General features: G+C 77.1%; 3 protein-coding genes. 2 read left to right on the top strand and 1 reads right to left on the bottom strand.

The annotated features are described in order from the left end of the window. Positions 1 to 101 precede the first annotated feature (101 nt). Positions 102 to 722, top strand: coding sequence for a response regulator (locus AB0J52_RS38995; protein WP_500188097.1), 621 nt, complete (start codon positions 102 to 104; stop codon positions 720 to 722). Between the two features lie 27 nt (positions 723 to 749). Then, positions 750 to 1514 carry a maleylpyruvate isomerase family mycothiol-dependent enzyme gene (locus AB0J52_RS38990; protein WP_500188095.1) on the top strand — a complete coding sequence of 255 codons (765 nt, stop codon included), beginning with the start codon at positions 750 to 752 and terminating at the stop codon, positions 1512 to 1514. Positions 1515 to 1594: 80 nt separating this feature from the next. Here the strand turns inward: AB0J52_RS38990 and AB0J52_RS38985 are convergent. Then, positions 1595 to 1786: hypothetical protein (locus AB0J52_RS38985; RefSeq protein WP_500188093.1), on the bottom strand; the 192-nt coding region annotated here is incomplete at its 5' end.

Raw genomic sequence — 1786 nt, 5'->3', positions numbered from 1 at the left:
GGCTTCCGCGTCACCGCCGACCTGCCCACCGCCGCCCGGGCCGCCGCGTGAGCCGCGTGGGCCCTGTCGTGATCCGGGTCGTGGTCGTGGACGACGAGCCGATGGTCTGCGCGCACCTGCGCACGATCCTCGGCGCGGCGGGCGACATCGAGGTCGTGGACGAGGCCTTCGACGGCGCGGCGGCGGTCGAGGCCGTCGTCCGGCACCGTCCCGACGTGGTGCTGATGGACCTGCGGATGCCGGGCGTGGACGGGCTGACCGCGATCGAGCGGATCGGCGCCCTGCCGGACCCGCCCGTCGTGGTCGCCCTCACCACCTTCGACTCCGACCGGCACGTGGTGCGGGCGCTGCGCGCGGGCGCGGCCGGGTTCCTGCTCAAGAGCACGCCGCCGGAGGACCTGGTCGGCCTCGTCCGGGTCGCCGCCGACGGGCACACCGTCCTGTCCCCCGCCGCCACCCGGCGCCTGCTGGACACCGCGGCCGGGCCCGCCGCCGCGCGCGAGCGGAGCCGCCGGCTGCTGGCCGGGCTGACCAGGCGCGAGACCGACGTCCTCGCGTGCCTCGGGGAGGGCCTGTCGAACGCGGGCATCGCCGCGCGCCTCCACCTCAGCGAGGCGACCGTGAAGGGCTATGTCTCCCAGATCCTGATGAAGCTGGATTGCTCGAACCGCGCACAGGCAGGACTACTCGCGGTCGAAGCCGGGTTGGGCATGTCAGGATGAGCTCCCCTGAGGACGCGAGGAGGCGTGATGGGCGGCGCGACGGACGGATCCGGTAACGGGCGTGCGGCGGTTCTGGCGGCGATCGAGGCGAGCGCCGAACGGCTGGCCAAGAGCGTGGCCGGGCTCGGTGACGCCGAGCTGCGGGCGGCGTCGGGCCTGCCGGGCTGGACGCGAGGGCATGTCGCCACGCATGTGGCGCGCAACGCCGACTCGCTGTGGAACCTGCTGGAGTGGGCGCGGACGGGCGTGGAGGTCCCGCAGTACCCGAGCATGGAGGCGCGCGACGAGGCGCTTCGCGCGGGTGCGGGGCGCGGCGCGGACGAGCTGGTCGACGACCTGCGGACGGCGGGCGAGCGGTTCGCCGCGCAGGCGGCGGCGCTGCCCGAGGCGGCGTGGGACGTCCGGGTGCGGGGCATGGTCGGGCCCGAGATGCCCGCCTGGTTCGTCCTGCACCGGCGGTGGCGCGAGGTGGAGGTGCACCACGTGGACCTCGCCGCCGGCTACGGCCCCGCCGACTGGCCCGAGACCTACCTGCGCGCCGAGCTGGACCACACGCTGCGCGGCCTCGCCGAGCGCGGCCCGGCCGAGCGCGGCGGCCTGGACGGCCTGCGGCTGCGCGCGACCGACACCGGCCAGTCCGCCGACCTCGGCGACGGCCCGGAGGTGACCGGGTCGGCGGCGGCGCTGCTGGCGTGGATCACCGGGCGGTCGGACGGCTCGGGCCTCACCACCCGTCCGGACGGCGCGCTCCCCACCCCGCCGAACTGGCCGACCGACCCGTCCTTCCCCTAGCCGGACGACCGCCGGCCGGCCCGACTTCGCCCGGACGGCCCCGCCCGCACGGCCCCGCCCGGGCGCTCGCGCGGGCGGGGTCAGCCCGCGTCGGCGAGGAAGTCGTCCGCCTCGTCGCCCGCGAGACGGTCCAGGACGTCCGGTGAGCGCAGCGTGATCGCGGTGCGGGAGACGGCGATGCCGTCGCCGACGCGCTCGCGGGCGAGCAGCTGCGCGACCTTGCGGCGGCCCATGCCCGCCCAGCGGCCGAGGTCGCGCTGGCAGAGCGGGAC

It is taken from the genome of Spirillospora sp. NPDC049652 (assembly GCF_040675125.1).
Taxonomy (GTDB): Bacteria; Actinomycetota; Actinomycetes; order Streptosporangiales; family Streptosporangiaceae; genus Spirillospora.
Note: the sequence above shows the minus strand (reverse complement) of the source record. Positions and strands in the feature narration are given on the sequence as shown.

Excerpts from the sequence above, each read along its gene's own strand:
- AB0J52_RS38995 (WP_500188097.1), top strand. The coding sequence starts at position 102 with ATGGTCTGCGCGCACCTGCGCACGATCCTCGGCGCGGCGGGCGACATC.
- AB0J52_RS38990 (WP_500188095.1), top strand. The coding sequence starts at position 750 with ATGGGCGGCGCGACGGACGGATCCGGTAACGGGCGTGCGGCGGTTCTG.